18 protein-coding genes are annotated in these 20,591 nt (G+C 56.1%); 5 read left to right on the top strand and 13 right to left on the bottom strand.

What is annotated here, in order from left to right:
- Positions 1 to 72: 72 nt before the first annotated feature.
- The 8 genes from XX99_RS14585 to XX99_RS14550 all read right to left on the bottom strand — a co-directional run bounded on the left by XX99_RS14585 (position 73) and on the right by XX99_RS14550 (position 10,574).
- Positions 73 to 1,992 carry an ATP-binding protein gene (locus XX99_RS14585; RefSeq protein WP_050060071.1) on the bottom strand — a complete coding sequence of 640 codons (1,920 nt, stop codon included), beginning with the start codon at positions 1,990 to 1,992 and terminating at the stop codon, positions 73 to 75.
- 2 nt (positions 1,993 to 1,994) lie between these two features.
- On the bottom strand, positions 1,995 to 3,314 hold the full coding sequence (locus XX99_RS14580) for a metallophosphoesterase family protein (RefSeq protein ID WP_082125564.1): 1,320 nt from the start codon (positions 3,312 to 3,314) through the stop codon (positions 1,995 to 1,997).
- A gap of 2 nt (positions 3,315 to 3,316) precedes the next feature.
- Positions 3,317 to 3,775 (bottom strand): DUF6527 family protein, encoded by a 459-nt coding sequence (locus XX99_RS14575; protein ID WP_050060069.1) that lies wholly within the window; start codon positions 3,773 to 3,775, stop codon positions 3,317 to 3,319.
- Entirely contained in the window at positions 3,772 to 4,950 is a 1,179-nt protein-coding gene (locus XX99_RS14570) for a ThiF family adenylyltransferase (protein ID WP_050060068.1), read from the bottom strand. The genes XX99_RS14575 and XX99_RS14570 overlap by 4 nt, the downstream gene beginning before the upstream one ends.
- Complete coding sequence (locus XX99_RS14565) at positions 4,925 to 5,680, bottom strand: multiubiquitin domain-containing protein (protein ID WP_050060067.1); 756 nt, start codon at positions 5,678 to 5,680, stop codon at positions 4,925 to 4,927. The genes XX99_RS14570 and XX99_RS14565 overlap by 26 nt, the downstream gene beginning before the upstream one ends.
- 80 nt (positions 5,681 to 5,760) lie before the next feature.
- Entirely contained in the window at positions 5,761 to 9,141 is a 3,381-nt protein-coding gene (locus XX99_RS14560) for a UvrD-helicase domain-containing protein (RefSeq protein WP_050060066.1), read from the bottom strand.
- The gene (locus XX99_RS14555) at positions 9,142 to 9,723 is read right to left on the bottom strand and encodes a hypothetical protein (protein ID WP_050060065.1); all 582 of its coding nucleotides are present in this window, start codon (positions 9,721 to 9,723) and stop codon (positions 9,142 to 9,144) included.
- On the bottom strand, positions 9,720 to 10,574 hold the full coding sequence (locus XX99_RS14550) for a DNA-binding response regulator (protein ID WP_231581361.1): 855 nt from the start codon (positions 10,572 to 10,574) through the stop codon (positions 9,720 to 9,722). The genes XX99_RS14555 and XX99_RS14550 overlap by 4 nt, the downstream gene beginning before the upstream one ends.
- A 300-nt stretch (positions 10,575 to 10,874) precedes the next feature.
- On the opposite strand from XX99_RS14550, the gene XX99_RS14540 reads away from it, so the two are divergent.
- From XX99_RS14540 to XX99_RS14520, 5 genes are all read left to right on the top strand, one after another.
- On the top strand, positions 10,875 to 11,810 hold the full coding sequence (locus XX99_RS14540; protein ID WP_050060062.1) for a hypothetical protein: 936 nt from the start codon (positions 10,875 to 10,877) through the stop codon (positions 11,808 to 11,810).
- Between the two features lie 457 nt (positions 11,811 to 12,267).
- Positions 12,268 to 13,257 (top strand): 4Fe-4S dicluster domain-containing protein, encoded by a 990-nt coding sequence (locus tag XX99_RS14535; protein ID WP_050060061.1) that lies wholly within the window; start codon positions 12,268 to 12,270, stop codon positions 13,255 to 13,257.
- A gap of 86 nt (positions 13,258 to 13,343) precedes the next feature.
- Positions 13,344 to 14,627: an MFS transporter gene (locus XX99_RS14530; RefSeq protein WP_231581359.1), complete on the top strand. Its 1,284-nt coding sequence runs from the start codon at positions 13,344 to 13,346 to the stop codon at positions 14,625 to 14,627.
- A 147-nt stretch (positions 14,628 to 14,774) separates the two neighbouring features.
- Positions 14,775 to 16,082, top strand: a complete 1,308-nt coding sequence (locus tag XX99_RS14525) for an NAD(P)/FAD-dependent oxidoreductase (protein ID WP_050060060.1) — start codon at positions 14,775 to 14,777, stop codon at positions 16,080 to 16,082.
- Between the two features lie 3 nt (positions 16,083 to 16,085).
- A complete protein-coding gene (locus tag XX99_RS14520; protein WP_050060059.1) occupies positions 16,086 to 16,940 on the top strand; it encodes an alpha/beta fold hydrolase in 855 nt (284 codons plus the stop codon).
- A gap of 175 nt (positions 16,941 to 17,115) precedes the next feature.
- Here the strand turns inward: XX99_RS14520 and XX99_RS14515 are convergent, their stop codons facing one another.
- The 5 genes from XX99_RS14515 to XX99_RS14495 form a co-directional block, all read right to left on the bottom strand.
- Positions 17,116 to 17,664, bottom strand: a complete 549-nt coding sequence (locus tag XX99_RS14515) for a peroxiredoxin (RefSeq protein WP_050060058.1) — start codon at positions 17,662 to 17,664, stop codon at positions 17,116 to 17,118.
- Between the two features lie 96 nt (positions 17,665 to 17,760).
- A complete protein-coding gene (locus tag XX99_RS14510) occupies positions 17,761 to 18,636 on the bottom strand; it encodes an LpxI family protein (RefSeq protein WP_050060057.1) in 876 nt (291 codons plus the stop codon).
- A gap of 88 nt (positions 18,637 to 18,724) precedes the next feature.
- On the bottom strand, positions 18,725 to 19,501 hold the full coding sequence (gene lpxA, locus XX99_RS14505; protein ID WP_050060056.1) for an acyl-ACP--UDP-N-acetylglucosamine O-acyltransferase: 777 nt from the start codon (positions 19,499 to 19,501) through the stop codon (positions 18,725 to 18,727).
- Positions 19,498 to 20,049 (bottom strand): 3-hydroxyacyl-ACP dehydratase FabZ, encoded by a 552-nt coding sequence (gene fabZ, locus XX99_RS14500; protein ID WP_050060055.1) that lies wholly within the window; start codon positions 20,047 to 20,049, stop codon positions 19,498 to 19,500. Before fabZ ends, lpxA begins: the two co-directional genes overlap by 4 nt.
- Positions 20,050 to 20,095: 46 nt before the next feature.
- On the bottom strand, positions 20,096 to 20,542 hold the full coding sequence (locus XX99_RS14495; protein WP_231581358.1) for a nucleoside deaminase: 447 nt from the start codon (positions 20,540 to 20,542) through the stop codon (positions 20,096 to 20,098).
- Positions 20,543 to 20,591: the final 49 nt, after the last annotated feature.

Genomic DNA, 20,591 nt, shown 5'->3' with positions numbered 1-20,591 from the left:
CCTCCGCCCTCTTCAGGGTAAGTTCTCTGCCAAAAACTAACTCTCAATTTGGTACTGTTTTCGCCAGGCCCATCACAACGAAGGCAAGGCTCTCATGCTGAGCTCCTTTCCCCACGCGACGAGCAACTCCGCAGCAAGCCTCTCAGCCTCTTCAAGGCGCTCGTCAGTCTGCTTGATCTTCAAATCCAATAGAGCGATTTCTGCGTCCAGCACCTCCAGAGCAGCAGAAGACTTTGCTGACAAGAAGCGATCATCCGAAAGCCCATCCGCCGACAAGACCGACTCTTCATACTGTGAGACGGAAGATTTGGGATCTGTGAGAGCTTCTTGGGCAAAGAGATGATCGCGAAGTGGTTGCCAGGAGTCAGTTCTCATCTTCCGGGCTACACGTACTTCCTCGGCAGTTACTGCGCGCTCGGAAGCGACAAGTGACGCACGGGATATGCGTTTTTGCTCACGATCATCGGCTAATTTACGGGCCGCGGCCTTCTCCTCAGCAACATTACGCTGCGCGTCTTCGAGTTGAAGTCGCCATGATTCCAGCACACTGTCCGCCATGACATCGACGATCAACAGATCCTCAATCCCACCGCTCCAGGGAGCTAGTTTCGTAATCAGGACTGCAAGACGTTTTTCGGCATCTTTCTTGGAGATCTCGGCAGAGCGAAGTTCTTGATCAATTTTTCCTTGTTTTCTGGCAATGCCCACGGCCGATCTCAGAGACGGCAATGACAACGGCTCATCTGTTTCGGCACCCTGGCTCAGAATAGCTTCGGATTCTTCCTTCAATTCCACCACACGATCGTCCGCAGAGCGCTTAGCTTCCCTCAGCCTATCGAGCTTTCTGGCTCTGTCGCGGATGGTCGACACAGTTTGACGCGACGGTAGACGCTTTCTCAGTTCACTGATTTTGGCATCTGAAACCAGATTCAGATCAGCCAAGATGTTGCCTATCTGTAATTGCTTCGCCGCGAGATTCGTGCGCCTCCGGGGCAGATCGTCAAACGCCTGCTTTACTGCTCCTCTCTTTTCCAACAATTCTGAAATGTCGTTGGACAGCTCGACGATTTCGGCATCTCTCGACAGAGCTTTAAGTTGCGCATCCAGATCATGCAGACGTGCTTGCGCGGCGTCCCAAGCTCTGTGCGCGGTCGCAATGGCTTCCATGGCTGCATAAAATTCTCGTTCGTCAGAAAGAGACAGAACTTTCGTCGTGCTGTTGAAGAGGTACGTCCTTAGTTCTTCGAAACGCCGAACATTGGCAGCTAATCGCCGACGCCGTTGATGTTTCTTTTCTTCTACGCGTAAACGAGCCCTTTTTGTCGTCAACTCATCCCGGCGTAGTTCTAAAGACTCTTTCTTTTCTAGGGCGTCCTGCCAGTCTTTCGGGCGGATGCTGTTCTCCTTCACCGACTGGATCGCGCTCACTAGTTCCCGATGGGCGATGTTCCATCTGCGCGCTGTCGCACCTTTCTTCCAGATTTGTTCAGCTTCCGAGCACAGGGCATCGACTGTTTCGGCTATGCCCACCAGCCCTGAGCCAGCCGCGAAGATTGCTTGGCCGACATCGTCACGTGATTCGGCGATTGAACGTCCCCCATCACGCAACTGTTGGTGGCTTAGACTCCATCCGAGACGAAAAGAGTCGCGTGTGCTTCCTTGTAGCATTCGAATGATGCGGTCCTCGCTGACGGATTGGTTCGAGGAGTCAAGCAATGTCCCAACTTTACCCCTCTTGCGTTGGCAGTCTAGCGTTTCTCCGTTATGACTCAGAGAGGCTCCGACCCTCAATAAACTTGCATCGAATTTGTAATCTTGCGATTTTGCATGCGAAAACCCGAAAAGCAAATCCGATACACCTGCCATCGCTGTAGACTTCCCTGCTTCGTTTCGACCCGCGATGAAGTGAAAGTCTCTCGTTGCTTGAGGAAAGATCATCTCGCAACCATCAAAACTTCCGTACTTGGACAGCTTAAGTTTATTGAAACGCATGACTAATCCTCCGCCGAAACAAGCCGCGCTTGAAGAGTTCTAGAAGTTAACGAAATTAATTCACTCCAGCTTCCGGCACGCGCCAAGAGCATTGCTGTTTCCTCAGTTTCATTTGGTGGCTTCGGATAAGCTAAGAGGAACGGCGCGAGCTCATCTTGAAGTTGCTTGGACAAGAGATCATCTGACACTGCTGATGCGAGAAGTTCCTCCAGTCCTCCAACCTGAAGATTGGGCGCTGACTCCTTCGGCGCTTCTACCTGGATCCTAAGTTTTTCCAGCCAAAGGTCGGTCGAGAGCTCCACGGCGATTGCCCGTACGTCATCTCTAATCTGGGCAGAACTCTCCATGATTCGCGCATGCAATGGTGTTGAACCCTTGAGAACGAGCTGGATCACGACGGGTGGGTCCGTGCCTAACATGTCCAAGTGCGAACGAAGTTCTCTGCGGATGAGGCCCTGTAGATCTTCAATCTGGTCGACTTCGGTGCAATCGACGGCGACGGTAGCCCACCTAAATACATCTAGAGGGATGTGTTCTGCACGCTTCACTGCACCGTCTTCGACTTCCACTAAGACGGCTCCCTTTGGTCCGTGCTCACGGATATGTCGACCTTGCAGAACGCCACTAAATACAACATACGGAGAAGTATTCAAAATCGCGTGCTCATGGACATGCCCTAGAGCCCAGTAGTCGTAACCTTTCGCTTCCAGTGCTGCTATGTTGCACGGCGCATAGGTTTCGTGTTCCGCATATCCGTTGAGTGATGTGTGGAGAATCCCGATGTTGAAGAAACCCGAGATCGGCTCTGGGTAGCTGGGAGTAATGTCATCAACCTCTCTTCGAGAGCCGAAGCTTCGCCCATGCAAAGCGACTCGAAGCGTGTCTAATTCCTTTGTTTCAGCAATTCGATCGCTAAATACATGGACGTTCTCGGGCAGGGGCAGCGAGCGTGTCAACACTGAAACAGCGTCGTGATTGCCGCGTATCAGAAAAACCGGTATCCCCGCTGCGCCGAGTCTGCCCATAGCCTTAGCGAAATACAGGCCCGTTCCCATGTCCTTCCAGTCGCTATCGTAAAGATCACCTGCAATGACGACGAAATCGACCTTTTCGGAGCAAGCGAAGCGGATGAGTTTGTCGAAAGCGCTCCTGCTTGCTTCGCGGATCTCTTCTATAGGAAGCCCCTCATAACGTGACAAACCTCGTAGAGGGCTATCTAGATGTATATCCGCCGCATGGATGAACCGAAAAGTAGGCATCGGAGAAGTGTAATCGGAGTCCAGTGTTGCGCCGCGGTAGAGTTGTGATTTCGAAGTAGGCACGCTCAACCTCTCTCTCTGATCCAACGCCAAGCTTGCACCCAAAGACGTGGTTTCGCCGCTTCCGATAGGCGGGGGCTCTGAACCTGAATCGGCATCGGCATCGGCTCGTGCATCGGCTGATCGTAGAATTCCTTCTTCGCAGCTTTGTCCCGGCGCTGCTCGTCCTGAAACTCATCTTCCGTCCAAGGCAGCGCTTCAATTACACTTCCGCGGCTGATAACGTAGTGTGATCGACACGGAAGATTCCAGTTACCAATCGACGGTTTAAGAGAAACCGTATCTCCGTCAAATATCATTTTCCAATCGGTAGGGGTGAATGGGGTAACGACTTCTTCGCCGCATCCGCAGCAGCAGCTATGGGCCGCTACCGCATAAGGCATGGAGATATAGAGCGTACCCTGTTCAAGTTGCTCAGGAATATGTTCCACGAAGTGGTGCTCCAGATGTTTTTGGGAAATCATTCGCAATCTCCGTTTACGAGCATGTTGCCATCCGTGGTGTAGGTGCAGTGATGCTCTCGTTCAAGATCCCGGTAGAAGCCTCGAATCTTCTTCCACTTCACAACGGCCAGCACCGCGTTTAGTGCATTGAGATCGGCAACCTGAATGTTTGAAGCATAAAGGTCTGCGGGACCGCCTCCGGCAAACGAAACTCGGCTGCTATGGACATGATCACGTTTCTGCGGCGTGCTGGCTGTGGTCCGAAGAATTCCGCCAAGTGAACCGTCAGTCAAGTCGAGTCCCATGCCGACGTCCACAAATGAAGCACCGATCGACTCGAGTTTCTGAACGATCACGCGTTTCTCTTCGCCTGCATCCAAGCAAAGAAAGGCAAAAGTCACACCCTCGAGGAGATGTATATTGTTCCCGTCAAGCGCCACCGCATTCGCGGTGATCCCTTTACGCATGCGTGAATATATTCCCTTGAGGTAGTCAACCTTCTTAGGTGCCTCGCGCAGTTCTTCCAGACCTGGAGCACCGGGCGCACGGAACGCGTTGTGTTGCAGAAAGAGATCTGAATCAAAGAGTCTGATCTCCTGCACCGGGGTCTTGGCGACGAGGTCCAGCACATAAGAGCCCGTGCCACCGACTCCAACTATGGCGATGCGATCCGCCTTGAGTAGTTCGGTAAGGGCTCCTATGCCGACCCGACCGGATGCCGTTTCCATATAGTTGAAAACGCTATCTTCCTCTTCATCTGGCGCCCGCATTACCCTGGCACTCATTCCAGGTTTTACCACTGCCGCTGGACCGGACAAGATGCCGGCATAGCTCGTGAACTTCTGGTAATAGTCTGTATATCCTCCATCAGGTTTGCTTGAGAATGCCTGCCTGGCAGCCAGGCCATTACCTAAATTGATCTGAACGTTTGTCTGGTGCGCAATGGCTTGGATAGGAACGCCATCTGCGCGGCAAGGAAAGTCGCCGTCGAAATGGATTACGTGGTTGTCCGGCTGCCGGGTCTCATCTCCAGCCAACGTGAGACTGGAGATGAGGCGACCCGTGAGGACGTCTCCCTGCGCGTTGACGTAGGGGACTTCCTCCATGACGAGGAAGCCACCCTGCACGTGCACAAGATAACCCTCGTCGCGGAGACGTTTGAGGTCGGCGTTACGACTGAACAGTGCGTGTGACATTGAAGATTGTCCCCTTTTGCTTGACGTCAACCTTACCCCCGGTACCGAGTTCCCCTGCGTGTGGGGCAGAGGCCGCGTGTCGGTAGGTCATTGAAAACACCACATTGGGCTCGTGAACTCCCGGGAAGGCGAGCTGAACAACCTCTTCGAACGTGACGAGACGCTCATTCACGATGCGCGGCCGCGAATTGACGATGATCTCGTAATTCGTGGGCCTCTTGGGTGCTGTAACGAAATGTTCGATTCCGGGTTCCGCAAGGTCGACGAAGTCGCCGACCTCAATGACTCGATCTTCACCGCCACGTACTTGGAGGAAGACGCATTCGCCCTCCCGGGGCATGGCCAGCTTGTGGAGCTCTGCGCCGCTGATGATCGGTTTGCCCCAAGCGAGTTGCTTGTCATCGACAGTTAGCTTGAAATCGCGGTCCGTGAGAAAAGCGACAAATCGCTCAGCGCCCCTCGCCCGCAGGTCGAACAGCTCGTCGAGACGAATGTCCTCGAAATCTCCCGACGGTAGAATGCCGAAGAGACTATAGCCATCGCTCGGAAGGAGACCGGCTGCCTCCAGAATCTGGCTGCCAAGTGGGATGGGATCGCTGATCGTGAGAGTGACGAAGTTCAGATTTCCCTGCGCCAAGAGGAAACGGTAATTGCGGGCAGGATTGAGAGGTCGTCCTTCTCGCACCGCGACGCCCAGATCGTCAAACTCGAGGAAGGTTTCGGTATTCATAAGATCACATCCTTTCGTAGCGCGGGGCTTTGCCTCGGCTCTATAGGAGTAATCGCTGGCACATGGGCCGACCGGTAAACTCAGGAGAATTTTTTCTGCAGGGGTCCCTCGGGCGTGGGTCCACAGATAAAGAAGGCTGGACAGCCGGGACAGGTGAAAGGAGAAGTGATCGCTGGGAAATGCCCCGCTCGAATATCACCCAGGAAGCCCTCGAGCTTCGTTCGCCGATTCTGTAGCTCTTTCACGGATAGCAAAAGCCGTTGAGAGGTGCCGTCTGATAGATGGACGATTTCCGCTACCGAGTCTGGAAACGCCTGCTGAACGGCAAGTACGAATGCGGCAGCGCCAACATCCTTCGTTTCAGAGGATCTTAGATGTCCAGTCCGAATCCGACGTACAACTCTACTTTGATCAGGTCTGATGAGGATGTCATCAGCTCGCACCACGATCTCTTCGTCTCCGAATTTGAGATTGATAGCAACGGGAATCTCGTTCGAGCAGCCTTCCTGTGTACTGACGAAGTACCTTAGCATCGTTAGGGCGAGCGCAGAGAATTCATTTCGATGGCCGTGATCAGCAAGTCCCACAGTCTTGAGAGCCGCCTCGATGCGATCCTCCAAGTCCTCCGGGCCGGCAGGCTTCCCATCAATGATCAGCGTGGCCAGTATCACCCGCACCGCGTCGTGCATTTTCATAAAGGCAGTGGAGGTTCGTCTTCCGCCGACTTGCAGAATGTGGGTGTAGAAGAAGCGCCTCGGACAGCTTTCATAAAGTGCAATCTGCGGAGCCCCGAATCGCATAGGACCGTCGAATACTAATTGAAGTGCAGCCTCCTCCGCTGCCTCGGGAATCGAACGTTGCGGAACAACGACCGTCCTTATTAGCGTAGTGCCGATGCGATCCAAGAATGAAGAGAGGGGCCGATTATGGCCGTTGCTCTTCTCCATTGGTGCGTAAAAAAGCAGATGGCCTTTCGCTCGTGACAACGCCACATAGAAAAGACATTCCTGCTCTTCCACCTGTCCTTCGCGGTACGTCTCCAATGAGGATGTCGTTGCGCCCTGAATCATCCCTTCTGGGGGCGGGCAGATTGGGGCTGACGAAACGCGAGGAATCGTGTCTGCGTTCACGCCAGGTATATGTATAGCGGAAAACTCAAGTCCCTTGGCACCATGTATGGTCAGCAGACGCACCGCGTCAAGACCTTGAGCCGCGTTGGGGAGCTGGCGAAGGTCTCTGTCGTCGCCAAGGCGAACTAGCCGACGTACACGATCTAGGAGCCGCGCGATTGGCAGGCCTTGTCCGGATGGCTGGACACGTAGGAAGTTCAAGAACTGCCAGATGGCAATGGCACGAGAGCGATCGGCGATGTTGACTGAGCTGCCAAGTCTAGCAGCCATGCGCGTGTGATCAAGAAGCAGAGTTACAAGGACTGTCCACGGTGATGAACTCTGATCAAAGCCATGGAGAGCGACTCCCAAAGATGTCAGGGCTCTTGCCCCCTGATCCGTTATTTTCGGAATTCCGTCGACGCTCTGTAACCAAGCCCCCGGCGATACCTCTGTTAGGCGAAGGAACTCCAAGGTCGCTGCAACATCCGCAAACTGCATTTTGAATTCTGGCCAGCAGCCGAGCCGAACCAAGCCCATCGCGCGACGGTCAATCAACACCGAAAGTAATGAAAGGAGATCTTTAACCTCGGGACGTTCGAACAAGCTGCCTAAGAAGAGAACAGGGATGCCTAAAACCTCGAGATCTCTCGCCAACGTCGACAGCTTTTCATTTCCCGTGCACAAGACCGCCTGTTCTCTGTACGTCAAGCCTTCGCTTCTTAGCACTTGAATCGAATCTGCAAGGGCCACCGCCTGCTGCTCTGCCCTCCGTACGCAAAGCAATTTGGGGTAAATGCCGTTTGGCCCACGGTCGGCATGGAGTGCCCTACTCCCGGCACCCAGACGCATGGTGGCCGCGAATGTCGAAAAAGCGTTGACGATCTCTGCGGAGGATCGATAGTTTTGGCCTAAGCGCTCGCGTTTGGCACCAGGAAAGTCTTGAGTCCCGAAGCGCATCATGCTGAATGGAGATGCCCCGCGGAATCTATAGATGGACTGCTTCGCATCTCCGACAACCCAGAGGTTATGACCATCCGGTTTAATGGCCGCTAGCAAGCGGGTGCTGCTTCGGTTCACGTCTTGATATTCGTCCACGATGACGTGGTCGTACAGGGACTGGATGTGTGATCGAATATCAGGATTTGTCTCCAGTAACCGTACTGGAAGCAAGACTAAGTCACCAAAGTCAACGCAGTTTGCGTCTCTTTTCAGGCGCTCATAGGCGCCATACACTTGTGCGACCTCTGCGGCGCGCTCTGCGGCCTCACTTGATCCCATTGATCCTGCCAAGCGAGCATATTCCTCTGCGTCAACGACTTCATCCTTCGCACGAGATATAGCAGCCAGTATCTCGGTGATGATCTGGGTCGGGTCGTAGATGTTTCGGTAATGACGAAGATTGAACGAAGGAAATCGATCTTCCAGCAACTCAACAGCTTCGGTTCTGTCCATCATCCGCGGATCTCGAGGAAGTCCCAACTCTGTAAAGAAGCGGCGGACCAAGTCGAGGCCAAACGCGTGGAAGGTCCCCACCCACATCGCCGCGGCTGCCTCTCTGTGCTTTCGCGCGATGCGTTCGCCCATCTCGCTGGCGGCTTTATTTGAGAATGTGAGTACAAGTATCCGCCGTGGGTCAACGCCGTCCGCCAACAGTCCTTCGACCCTCGCCACGAGAGTTCGCGTCTTCCCAGTTCCCGGCCCGGCCTCAAGCAGATAGGCTTCGCCACGATGCTTGGCCGCTAATTCCTGAAGGTCGTTGAGCGGTGCTTCTTGCGTCGACTCCAATGGGCTGAGGTTGACGGCTGGTAAGAGGAGCGCGTCAAGTAGCTGCTGAGCCACTACCTCGAAGGGTGCGCCCACCTTATCTGATATCTCTGACGCGGTGAGGCCGTCGTCCAGGTGGAGCGTTCGAACCCATGATCTGGGCAAGAGGAACTCCCTCGCGAATAGATCCATTTGGATTTCACGCCTCTGCCTTCTACCGTAGTCAACGACCCTATCGAATCCAAGGGGCGAAGGCTCAGATGGTCGGCTGGGATCAACCTCAAGGATCGATTCGTCGGCAAGATCATCCTCCAGCACAACGTGCCCTAGTTCATGAGCAGTGAGGAAAGCCCTTTCAAAAAACGACTCGCAATTCTCATGGAGAATGAGCCGATCCTTCCGTAGGATCGCGGCTCGTCCCCCATCTAGGATCGCGGCACCTTTTGCCGTTGATTCGACATCGACGTCTTGGCGCTTCGCCTCAGCGAGAACAAAGGCGTACGGATCACAAGGATTGCTCCCATCGGCCACCGCGCGAGCGTGGAGTTGGGCGGCGATCTGGCGAGCTAGCTCAACGGAGTCCATCTACTCTCCGTCAACCGTCAGATCACGGATGTTTTCATCCGTCACACCCGCATCGGTCAACAGACGGACAAAACTGACCTGCTCGGCAACCTTCGGTTTGGAATCGGCCTTATAAGCTCGGCTCGGCTCTAAGTTCAATGAAGACGCCGAACTTAGCGACAAGATTGTTTCAACACTCGTGTTCAGGGTTGTTGCCAGGCGTAACAGGAAACGTTTAGGTACAGTTGAAAGCAACACGCGATGCTCTCGGAAAGCGGATAGGACCTGGCGTGGGACACCGAGGTTAAATGCAGCGGAACGTAAATCCGTGGCAGACAACGCAGCGAAGGGATCCGACTTGGGAGAAGCGCTGGAACTTCTGTATATGCTCCACGCTGTCTCAATTTTAGCCGTGTCCATAGAGGTGAGGTGTTCCTCCTCTTGTGTCGTGAGGCTGTTCAATTGCCATGACAGATCGATGAGATCTTCAGCAAACTCCGGGTACGTCCGTATGTAGTGCTCAAGCGTCTCTGGATCGGCCTTTTTCTCCACGGAGAACGCATCGAGAACCTCTTCGCGCGTAGGTTTAGTAGGGACGCTCATAGAGTTCCTCCTTCCTTCATGCTGTCGCGAATGACAGCGAAGGCAAGATCGCGGTGAGTTCTAACGGTCTTTTCGGAACGGTTAACTGCTTTGACGATAGTCATTGTGTCGGCGTCATTGGAGTCTATTTGGAAGCCCTGTCTCAACATGTGAATGATCCTGCGCTGTAAAGGAGATAACTGGTTAATCGCTGCATCTAGACACAACCGGTAACTGTGGCTCTGCAAATTTGATACATCGAAGGGATCGAAGGCACCCGCCGCCTGCTCAACCTCCGGCGACAGATCTGCGCCATCCTCATCGGACTCAAGGGGCGCGTATCTTTTCTCTGACAGCCACGCCCTTTTCTGGGCGGTCAGGCGAAGCTTCTCTACGGCTCCGTTGAACTTGATCTCAAAGAAATCTAGGCGCTCATCGTAGCCTTGACGGTCACTAGATAAGATCTCAACGAAACGGCCGAACGCTTCATCCCGGATGGATTCCTTCGTAAGCGAAGTGTCTTTTCCGTCTCGCATGGTGGCCCGCGGCAAAGCATTTAGAATTCGCTTGCTGAGAACTTTGAAAAGCAAGCCAAACCAAACTTCGTCTAATTCGTCCCGGCCTGTGCGAATCAGATGGACGATGCATTCACTTGGAACATAGAGAGGGTCGCTGGCTCGACTGATCTGTGCGCGCTCCACTAGAGACGTCCGAGGAAGGGCGTAGAGTTCAATCAACATCGACTCTATACCTGCATCGCGTGTGTAGAGATCGCCGGCAAGCGTCTTTTTCTTGAGTGGAGGGATGCTCAATGGTTCACCTTGCTCATCTGGAGCTCTTTTGTTGATGCTATGGAATACCGGCTCCATCATACGGGAACGGTATGATGGAGCCGTTAGGGGCAAACGGCTGGTCGTAATCAACTAGTAATCGTAGACATCAATGCCTACTGCCGCCCTTTCTCGTTCGTCAATCGATTGAATTGTGCCGAGATCGCGGTTTGCCATCTGCAAGGCGCTGTTCGGAGCAATGAACTCTTCTTCACTGGCACATCGCAAGAGAGGTACCACCCTGGACGGATCGACCGAGAGTTGCTCCCATCCAATCGCCACAACACCTTGCTCAAGGAGGGAATATTGGCTTTATATGTAGGGTTGGAGAACGGTGACTAAATGCCCATACTGAGATATCACGCAGCAGATTTCGGAGGGGGCAACTCCCTTCTCGTGGGCACGCATGATCTCGATGTCTCATGGGAGCAGATCAACTGGGCAGCCCAGACAGTTGGAAAGGCTGAGCATCATGTAGGTATGCACGGCCTCTTCTCGCTCTTCGAAGCGGCCTATAGAACCACGATCGTCTGGGCAAATCTGATGGAATCGGCAAGTGGGCGATTGATCAAATCACCGGCTTACGAAGCGCTTGATCCTTCGGAAAAGGGCTCCATCTCCTATTACCTCGGATTGATTTTTGCCAAACTCTTTGCGTTCCGCAGACTTGATACTCCCTGGCTGCTCCACTTCGACGTATATCGCGAAGAGCACGAAGCAGTTCTCGAAGGAAACGAGAAGCCGGACCTTATAGGACTGAACGCTGCGGGAAATTGGATTGTCTATGAAGCGAAGGGTAGAACCGGCGGATTCTTGACATCCGTTCTGGACGATGCAAAAGGCCAAGCACAGGAGATTACTACCATAGGCGGTATAGAGCCTGTATTGCGCGTAGGAAGTCTTGTCTATTTTCGATCTGACGGACTGCATCTGTCGGTCGTAGATCCTCCATCGGACAAGAGTCGTAGGCGGCGGGACGTCAAACTCTCTGAAAGAGATTTTCTCGCACAATATTACGCAACGTTCGATGCGGCTGTAGATGTGCGTCAAAATGCTCGGCGTGAGGAGCGCAATGGTGAAGAGTATCGAATTCTTGAATTGAATGACCTCGATGTCGCAATTGGTGTTCCAGTTGCAGCTCGCTTGGAACGGAGAGTCACACCTCCAAGGCAAATCGATGATGCAAGCTTCATCGGGCCCGACGGTATTGAGATAGCCCTTGGTGGTGCGTGGAGCCAAGTTAACATGCGTCGCGATCCGCGGGTTCGGACACGTTAGCAATGCATGTTTGGGTGATGAAGACTTAAGGTGCGTAGGGATAGGCTTCGGAATCAGCAAAGGGCATCAGTTCATCTTTGTACCAATTTTGTACCGCCGAGCCGGGAGAGGTGGTATTTTCGGATTTCTTGTCATTGTGTTTTCTGTAACTTACAGAATAAAAAGACCCGTGGAAAGAACGATCCCGTCTCTGGCCACCACTCCGAATTAATAGTCGTTCTCACCTCATTCGGTAGCTTTTAGGGCTGGCCCGGCCTTGAATATTTGAGTCCCGCGTCTCTTTCTTCCTGCGACAACTGACCTATCACCGTTGCTTCCACATGAAGATACGGGGAAATGCCCGGGTCTCTCTGTGCAAGGTGAGCCCGGCGCTTTCTCAATCTTTTGATCGATACCGCGTCGCTTGCGGCCGCCCCTATACTCGATGGCGTTCAGAGCCTTTTGGTGGGGAGAGTGAGTGACCGATCACGCGAATTCCAGACGCCCAAAACGCGGCAGCTACCGGCCTAAGCCGGAGACTCTTGCGCTGCTGCAGGTTTCCGGCAATCCGATCAATGGTGTGGGAGAGACCACGCCGCGCCGGCCTTCTCCATTCTTCTGGCATCCGCCCGATCAGCACCCCTGGGGCGGGCTGCAAATCGTGGCGCGAGAGAGCTCGCGCAAGTGCCCGGGCTCGGTTTCGGCCTTTCAGGCTGCCTATAACTATCCGGAGCTCATTCCGGTCGCCGACGTTCGCAGTGAGCAGTCCCCGGAGCAGCTTTCTTTAAATCTCATGCGCGTTGCTCTGGAGCATGAGGCGGATGATGTGGGTATCGCGCCGATGGATCCGCTCTACGTGTTTGAGGGATACACGATCAATGAGCCGTGGGTGATTGTTCTCGCTCTAGCCCACAATTACGAGCGGTTGAAGGAAGTTCCCTCTGACGAAACGAATGGGGTTGGCGTCTGCGATGTGGGCGATCAGTATGCGAAGGGCACGCGTTCTTCTTACGCGCTCGCAAACTGGATTCGCTCACAGGGGTACAACGCCCATCCCTATCCGGGACCTTCGGCAGGCGCTCTGGCGCTGATTCCTCCCGCCATCGCTGCGGGGTTAGGCGAACTCGGCAAGCATGGATCGCTGATCAGCAGACATTTCGGCTCAGGCGTGCGTCTGGCTGGAGTGACTACAGACATGCCGCTTGTCGCCACGGCGCCCGATCGCTTCGGAGCCGATGAGTTCTGCGCTACCTGCCAGATCTGCACGAATGCTTGTCCGCCGGGCGCGATCCTTCCGCAAAAGCAGATGGTGCGCGGCGTCGAACGCTGGTATGTGGACTTCGACAAGTGCATCCCCTACTTCGCAGAAGCGTCCTCATGCGGGATCTGCATCGCAGAATGTCCGTGGACGCGGCCAAGTGTGCGGCCCAAGCTCCTTGCCACCATGGCGCGGCGGCTTGACTTGTAGACGCCGCGGTCTGAAATCCGCAACCTGAAACTCCACGTTCACGCCGGGCCGTAAACCAACAGCCAGATGAAAAACCGGGGCAAGAGATGAGCGAAGCGATGAATCCGCAGGCGGCAAACGAAAGCTCCATCCGCTATGCGGGGTGGGGCGTCACGGCTGCGGCCTTCACGGGCGTGATGGTGAGCTTCGCTCCTATCATCCCCTATACCTTCAGCCTGTTCCTCAATCCGCTGCACGCCGCTTTCGGCTGGAAGCGGGAGGCCATCGGCGGCACATTCGCGCTTGCCGCGATCACGGTCGCACTGGTTTCTCCGGGCATTGGAGTTCTCCTCGACCGTTTTGCCCCGCGGCGTATCATCCTGCCATCGATTCTCATCTTCGCTCTGGCGCTGGCTTCGCTTAGCCGCCTGGGGCCGCATATCGGGCGGTTCTATCTCACGTTTTTTATCCTGGGACTGGTGGCTAACGGCACCGCTCAGTTTGCCTATACCCGAACGGTGCTCACCTGGTTTCATCAACACCGGGGCTTCGCGCTCGCGCTGATCCTGACTGGGAGCGGTGTCGGTTCGGTTCTCATTCCTCCTTTGACGCTATGGGCAATTCAGCATCACGGATGGCGCAGCGCCTACCTCATGCTGGGAGGCATCGCGCTGCTGGGTCTTCCTCTTACTGCGCTGCTGGTCCGCAATCGGCCCAACACGGTAGCGGTGCACCAGGAACATTCGTCCGATACTGGAACATCCGTAGCTGGCGCACTGCGCAGCGCGGCTTTCTGGATTCTGGCCGGCATCATCATGCTCTCTGCATTCAGTGAGAATGGCCTGGTCACAAATCTGGCGGCGATCCTGACCGAGCATCGCATTACTGCGGAGACTGCGGCGTTGGCTCTCTCGGTGCGCGGAGGAGCGGGCATCATCGGCAGGCTGTTCGTGGGTTTTCTGATCGACCGCTTTTCGCCACAGCGCATTCAGACATTCATCCTTCTGCTTTCGGCCGTAGGCACGCTGATTCTGGCATTCGCCGGCACATCGCTGGTTGCGCTTCTCGGCGCTACGCTGCTGGGTATCGGCCTTGGCAGCGAGGCCGACGTTGCGCCCTATCTGCTGGCGCGTTATTTCGGTCGCCGGCACTTCTCGGTTCTGTATGGGTTAACGTGGACCGCTTACGCTATCGGTGGCGCTACGGGCCCTATGGTGATTGGGCACCTCTACGATCGCGCCGGCTTTTATCAGCCGCGGTTCATCGTTTATCTGGCGTGCGTGTCGTTTGCAGCCGCTGCTTTGAGCCTTGTCCTGCGGCGCAATCCAGATAGTCCGAAACGGGCGGCGGACAGCCTGACTCCCGTGGCGGCACTCTCCGTGGAAAGTTGAAGTCACTCACATCCATCGCGATGCTGGCATCCGCCTCAATCTTTTGATCGATGCGTGTTTTAAGCGGCACCCGGTACGATTCTCCCGCGACAGATGGCCGATTCGTTTCAAAACGAATAGCCGACAAAACAGGGGAGAACGACACCCATGCCCGATGGTGGGCTGCAGTTGGATGTGACAGTGATGGGCGCGGGGCTGGCGGGCATGGCGGCATCGATTCATCTGGCGAGAGAAGGCTTCCACGTAATCTGTGCCGGTCCCGATGTCCGGAACCGGCAAGCGGTGGGAGAGTCGCTGGACTGGTCCGCTCCCGATCTTCTGCATGCCCTTGGCCTGTCGATGGAAAAGCTTATTGCCGACGGGATCGCCACCTACAAGCGGCATGTAACGCTCAAGCTGGCCGATGGTTTCACACAGCACTACGTTCCATCGGAGTGGCTGGGGCAGTCGCCCTTCAACGTCGAACTGCGCACCCTGCATGTCGATCGCTCGCTTCTGAACGAGGCGATTTATCAGATTGCTCTGAATCACGACGTCCAGTTTCTGCACGAGAGAGTCGCCAACATCGATCGCGATGGAGCGCGGGTTGTGGCTGTGCACATGGCGGACGGCACACGCATTTCCTCTCCCTGGTTCATTGACGCTTCCGGCGCGGGCGCGAGCCTGCTTCCCAAGACATTCAACCTGCCCTTCGACGAATATGGTCCGCACAAAACGGCCATGTGGAGCTACTTCACGGTCTCCGACGCGATCGAGGGCACGACGCTTTACACGCAGGAGCGCAAGCCTCCCTACATGGAATGGATCTGGGAGATTCCTATCCATCCCGACGTCATCAGCGTGGGTTATGTCGCCACTGGCGACTCCGTCAAAACAATGCGGCAACAGGGATTGTCGGTCGAAGAAATATTCCGGGCTCAATTGAGCCGTAATCCGCGCTTCGCTGCGCTTCTGGAGAGCTGCGAGCCTGCTCCGCCGCACGTTACATCGTTTCGCTGCCGCGTTCATTCCAAAATTGCCGGCCCGAATTGGCTGGTCATGGGCGAGGCCGCTTCGATGGTAGACCCGATGACCTCGAACGGCGTTACCGCTGCACTGCGCCATGCGGTCGAGGGAGCCAGCCTGATCGTTCAATCGCGAAAGCTGCGACAGATTCCTGCGTTGAAGCGGTTCCTATACAGCGTGCGCGTCGCAAGCCTGGCCAGGTTCTTCAATAGCGGGATTGAAAAGGTGCTCTACGACTGGCCTATTCGTAATCGCATCGGAATCGGAAACGCTGGCGATGTTTACACCGTGCCTGCCTGGAGCATGAATGCGATCTATGCCCGCCTGCGTCCTCGCGGAGTGATCTCGACCATGCTCTTCGGTTGTGCGCTCTCATTCTTGCTGGCGATTGCCTCCATTCTTCACGTCTGCTGCCGCCAGGAAGACGCAGTCTTCGAGGCTCAGGCATAGGTTATGCAAAAGCTCAGAGCCGGTAACGAAGACATGCATCTCTTCTCCTGCGGCTCGGGCGACCCCATCCTCTTCCTGCACGGCATTCCGACGAGCTGCCAGCTTTGGAACGGCGTCGTCGAGCGGATGGCCGGAAAATATCACTGCATCGCAGTGGACTTGCCTGGCCTGGGGCAAACGGCGAAGCGGGATCATCGCTTCGGTGAGCTGAAGCATCTGGTCGAGGCCATCGAATCCTTGCGCAAGAAGCGCGGCATCGAGAAATGGCACGTGGTCGGGCATGATGCGGGATGCGCGATTGCCGTTCACTATGCTCATCATTACCAGGAGCGCGTGAGCCGCATGGTGCTGATGACTCCGTCAATTTTCCCGGAGCTCGAGCCCTTCTTCTTATTCGAAATTCTGCGCAAACCTGTTCTGGGCGAGGTGATGGCTCCGGTTATCAACACGATATTTTGGAAGCTGGTGATGCGCCGGGCCTTCGAGCACACTCCTGAGCTCGATGCTGCCGTGAGGAATTTTCACGCGCCTTTCAGCGGCCTCACGGGATCATGGCGCCTGATGTCGCTGCTGCGCTGGGGCAATCCGGCCCAGGTGCTGGCATCGGTGCCCTCTCTGCTGCCCGAGCTTCTGGTTCCCACGCTGATCATGCATGGTTCGAAGGACCCGGCAGTGCCGGTGAGCTTTGCGCAGCGAGCTGCGCAGCTCCTGCCAAACGCGGAGAAGGTTCTTCTCGACTGCGGACATTTTCTGCCCATGAGCGAGCCGGGGCTTATCTCGGAAAAGCTGCTGCATTTCTTCGATTGCGGAAAGATCCCATCGTCTTCGGAAGAACCCATAGCGGCCGTGGCAAGTTGATCGCGAAATTTATTGGCGCACGTATACGGTCGCCCGGCTATCCGTGAAATCCCACATCTGAAAATCCAGATGTGGGGCACCCGGTGAAGGTCTGATCATCGGGCAAAAAAAGACTCCTCACCGAAGTGAGGAGTCTGATTTTGCGCCGAAGGCGCGGTCGCCTGGACGGCCAGTCCTACTTCTTTTCGAAGTCGGCGAGGGCGGTCAGTACTTCGGAGCTGTGGCCGGAGGGATCGACCTTGGTCCATACCTTCACGATCTTGCCGTGGGGATCGATGAGAAAGGTGTTGCGCATGGCGATCTTCATGGGGCCGAAGCTGCCCAGCGAACCGTACTGCTCGACGACCTTCTTCTGTTCATCGCTGAGCAGGTTGAAGGTCAGGCTGTCCTTTGTGCAGAACTGCTTGTGGCTGTCGACGGAATCCACGCTGACGCCGAGGATGACGGCGTTCGCGGCCTGGTACTTGTCGAGATCGCCCTGGAAGTTATGGGCTTCCTTGGTGCACCCCGAAGTCATGTCCTTGGGATAGAAGTAGAGGACCACCCACTTGCCCTTGTAGGTATCCAGGTTAACGGGAGTGCCTTCCTGGTTAGGCAGCGTAAAGGTGGGGGCGGATTGACCGACCTGGGGAAGCGTACCGCTATCGGCCGCGTAGCTGCGAATGGCAACACCGGCGACGACGAGCAGAACGAGGGCGATTACAGCGAGAGCAGTTCTAGACATTGACGTTCTCCAATAGTGAAATGCAGGTGCCGAAATTCGGGCCGAAGATGATTAGACCACTTCCGCATTGCCCTGTCGTTAGAGGGTGCGACGGTCTTACCGGTCTTCCAATGCCACTATGGTAATGCCGGCTTCGTCAGCAATTGTCACCAGCTTGTCACGGTCGAAGAGCAGGGTGCGGTGGGCCTCGACAGCCAGGCAGGTGGCCCCCGCCTGCCGCATGACCTCGATCGTGCGGACTCCGATGACCGGCACGTCGAAGCGCATGTCCTGCTTGGGTTTGGCTACCTTGACCACGGTGAGACTACGCGACAGGGTCGATTCGGCTGTGGAGTCGCCGTCGTCGAGCGACTGCATGATGGCTCCCGCGCGTTCGATGGTGGCGTCGGTTCCCTCCATGGCCTCGATGGCGACGCAGGCCTGGCTGGCGACGAGCACGGTCTGTCCGATGTCATAGCCGGCGATGGCTTTGCCGACTTCGCGTCCGTAGGCGATGTCTCGCTGCTCCTGTTCGCTGGGCGTGCGCGCGGTCAGTTTTCCGGGCTGGGCCAGAAGCGGTTCGAGATACGAGGTGGATGAGACCAGCTCGATGCCCTCGTCGCCCAGGACTTTGGCGACGGCTCCGAGCAGCATGTCGGTGTTTTTCGTCCGTAGCGACAGCAGCAGTTTGGCGAGCCGCCAATCGGGACGAATGCTGGAGAAGATCTGCTTGTGCTTCACCTGTCCGGCCATCACTGCGTGGGTCACGCCTTCCTTCTGGAAGGTCTCGATGAGGCGCGAGAGTTCGCCCAGAGATAACCAATGGACGCGGATTCCGGAGTCAGCCCGGGCGCGATCTTCGATCTCGGGGTCGGTCTCTTCCTTGATGGCGGCGACGATGACTTCGGCGCCGTGGGCGCGAGCCGCTTCCAGGAGCAGGAAAGGGAAGCGTCCGTTGCCGGCGATGAGTCCGAGTTTGGTGGTGTCGGTCATGTTCGTTTCTACCCATGTTTCACATGGGAGCCGTTACGTTTCAACTCACGTCTCAAGTGCGAGACGTGGGGCACCCAGAAGCTGAAGGCTACTTCAGCACTCCGCGGTGGGAACTTTCTATGAACTGTATGAGGTAGTCCACATCTTCGCTGGCTATTCCGTCTTCCTTCAGTTTCTGGATGGCCTGGGAGGTGTTCATCTTCGCGGCCAGCAGTAGGCGGTACGCGTTTTGGATAGCGCGCAGGCGCTGGCTGTCGAAGCCGCGGCGCTCGAGTCCCACTTTGTTGACTCCGTAAGCATGGGTTTCGCGCTTGGCCGAGGTTAGCGAGTAGGGCAGCACATCCTGGGTGACGGTGGTTCCGCCGCCGGTGTAGGCGTACTTGCCGATGCGGCAGAACTGGTGGACCTGGTTGAGCGCGCCGACCGTGGCGTAGTCCTCAACGACAACATGGCCGGCCAGGGTAGCGGCGTTTGCCAGGATGCAATGGTCGCCGATCACGCTGTCGTGTCCGATGTGGGTGTAGGCCATGATCAGGCAGTGACTGCCGATGCGGGTCGTGCCTCCACCGCCGGCTGTTCCGCGCGAGATGGTGACAGACTCGCGAATGCTATTGTCGTCGCCGAGCGTCGCTCCGGTGGGCTCTCCCTTGTATTTCAGATCCTGCGGGGCGACACCGACGCAGGCGAAGGGAAAGAAGTGGTTGCGCGCGCCCACCTTGAGATGTCCGTCGAGGACGACGTGAGAGACAAGCTCGCAGTCTTCGCCGAGAACGACATTGGGGCCGATGGTCGAGTAGGGGCCTACGGTGCAGGATTGGGGAACTACCGCACTCGACGCGACGATCGCGGTCGGGTGAATACTCACTCGTGACTCACGGGCTCGAGTACGGGCTCGACGACTGCCACGACTTCGGCTGCCGCAGCTTCCGTCCGGGCTTCTGGCTTCTGGCGCGGCACCAGCTGACACATCACGATGGCCTCGCAGGCCAGCTTGCCTTCGACGGTGCAACGGCCCTGCATGCGAACGGCGCGGGGCTTCCAATTGAGCACGTCGATTTCAATGCGCAGCTGGTCTCCGGGAACGACCGGGCGGCGGAACTTGGCGCGCTCGATGCCGGTGAAGACCATCAGCTTGGTGTCGCGGTCGGGAATTTCCGTGAGAAGAAGCGCTCCCCCAGCCTGGGCGATGGACTCGATGATGAGCACGCCGGGCATGATGGGAAAGCCGGGAAAATGGCCGGCAAAGAACGGTTCGTTGATGGTCACGTTCTTAAGAGCGACGACACGCTTGGTTCGCTCAACCTCGATGATGCGATCGATGAGCAGGAAGGGGTACCGGTGGGGAAGGATGGACATGATGTCCGTGACTTCCAGCACCTGGCGGCCGTCGAGAATAGGGTTTGGAGTCTCCATAAGCTGCAACGGTGATTATAAATCGTTGCAGCGGCGGCTTGCCGGATCAGTCTTCGCCGATATCTTCGTTCCAGACTTCCGGATTCTGTCTTATGTAGCCGGTCATCATCTGGAAGCACTCCGGATTGTCGAGGTCCTGTATCGCGATGCCGTTTTCTTTCAGCCATGCGATGCCTCCCTGGAAGGTTCGGCTTTCTCCAACAATGACGGTCTTAAAGCCGAACTGGCGGATTAGTCCGGAGCAATACCAGCAAGGGGCGAGAGTGGTGACCATGATGAGGTCTCGGTAGGAGCGCTGGCGTCCGGCGTTGCGGAAGGCGTCGGTTTCGCCGTGCGCGGAGGGATCGTTGTGCTGAACGCGCCGATTGTGTCCCGAGCCCAGCAGCGTTCCATCGGCACGGAAGATGGCGGCGCCGATGGGGATGCCTCCTTCGGCAAGTCCGAGACGTGCTTCCTGAATGGCAACGGCGAGTATGGCGGCGGGGTCAGGCAAGTTCATGGCTTCAGGGTAATGCAGGATGGGAGATGACGGCTCTGCTCAT

The sequence above is a fragment of the Silvibacterium bohemicum genome, assembly GCF_001006305.1.
Taxonomy (GTDB): domain Bacteria; phylum Acidobacteriota; class Terriglobia; order Terriglobales; family Acidobacteriaceae; genus Silvibacterium; species Silvibacterium bohemicum.
The sequence above is the reverse complement of the archived record's forward strand: the minus strand, read 5'-3'. Positions and strand labels throughout refer to the sequence as shown.